The organism is Sporolactobacillus caesalpiniae, assembly GCF_040513385.1.
Classification (GTDB): Bacteria; Bacillota; Bacilli; order Bacillales; family Sporolactobacillaceae; genus Sporolactobacillus.
This window is the reverse complement of record NZ_JBEVCB010000015.1, coordinates 1-1,421: the sequence shown is the minus strand read 5'-3', so window position 1 is coordinate 1,421 and position 1,421 is coordinate 1. Positions and strand designations below refer to the sequence as shown.

General features: G+C 54.4%; 1 rRNA gene. It reads left to right on the top strand.

Going from position 1 to position 1,421, the window contains the following annotated elements:
• Window positions 1-1,421 (top strand): 23S ribosomal RNA (locus tag ABWW58_RS17085); the annotation flags it as partial.

The window sequence follows — 1,421 nt, the reverse complement described above, 5'->3', positions numbered from 1 at the left end:
TTGATCCGGAGATTTCCGAATGGGGGAACCCCCTATCCTGAACGGATAGGATGCTCTGCTGAATCCATAGGCAGAGTAAGGCAGACCCGGGGAACTGAAACATCTCAGTACCCGGAGGAAGAGAAAGCAAATGCGATTTCCTGAGTAGTGGCGAGCGAAAGGGAAACAGCCCAAACCAAAGTGCTTGCACTTTGGGGTTGTAGGACACTCCACATGGAGTCAGAAATGCACGTTTCAGGCGAACGACCTGGAAGGGTCGGCCAAAGAAGGCAAACGCCCTGTAGCCGACGGAACGTGCACTCCGGAGTGGATCCTGAGTACGGCGGGACACGAGAAACCCCGTCGGAATCCGGGAGGACCGTCTCCCAAGGCTAAATACTCCCCAGTGACCGATAGTGAACCAGTACCGTGAGGGAAAGGTGAAAAGCACCCCGGAAGGGGAGTGAAACAGATCCTGAAACCGTGTGCTTACAAGTAGTTGGAGCCCCCTTCGGGGGTGACAGCGTACCTTTTGTAGAATGGACCGGCGAGTGACGATTCTAAGCAAGGTTAAGCTGAAGAGGCGGAGCCGCAGCGAAAGCGAGTCTGAATAGGGCGAATGAGTTTAGGGTTGTCGACCCGAAACCGTGTGATCTACCCATGTCCAGGGTGAAGTTCAGGTAACACTGAATGGAGGCCCGAACCCACGCATGTTGAAAAATGCGGGGATGAGGTGTGGGTAGGGGTGAAATGCCAATCGAACACGGAGATAGCTGGTTCTCCCCGAAATAGCTTTAGGGCTAGCCTCGGATGAGTGAGACTTGGAGGTAGAGCACTGATTGAATAAGGGGTCCCCACAGGATTACCGAGTTCAGTCAAACTCCGAATGCCAAGCCCTTACGTCCGGGAGTCAGACGGCGAGTGATAAGATCCGTCGTCGAAAGGGAAACAGCCCAGACCGCCGACTAAGGTCCCTAAGTTTGTGCTAAGTGGGAAAGGATGTGACGTTGCCCAGACAACCAGGATGTTGGCTCAGAAGCAGCCACCATTTAAAGAGTGCGTAATAGCTCACTGGTCGAGTGGCGTCGCGCCGAAAATGTAACGGGGCTAAGCACAGCACCGAAGTCGCGGATGACCGTAAGGTCATGGTAGGGGAGCGTTCCAAGGGCATTGAAGATGTGCCGTGAGGCATGTTGGAGCGTTTGGAAGTGAGAATGCCGGTATGAGTAACGAAAAGAGAAGTGAGAATCTTCTCCGTCGAAAGCCTAAGGGTTCCTGAGGAAGGTTCGTCCGCTCAGGGTTAGTCGGGGCCTAAGCCGAGGCCGAAAGGCGTAGGCGATGGATAACAGGTTGATAGTCCTGTACCAGCGTTTCACGTTTGAGTGATGGGGGGACGCAGGAAGGTAAGGCGAGCGCACGGATGGAAGTGTGCGTTCAAGCCG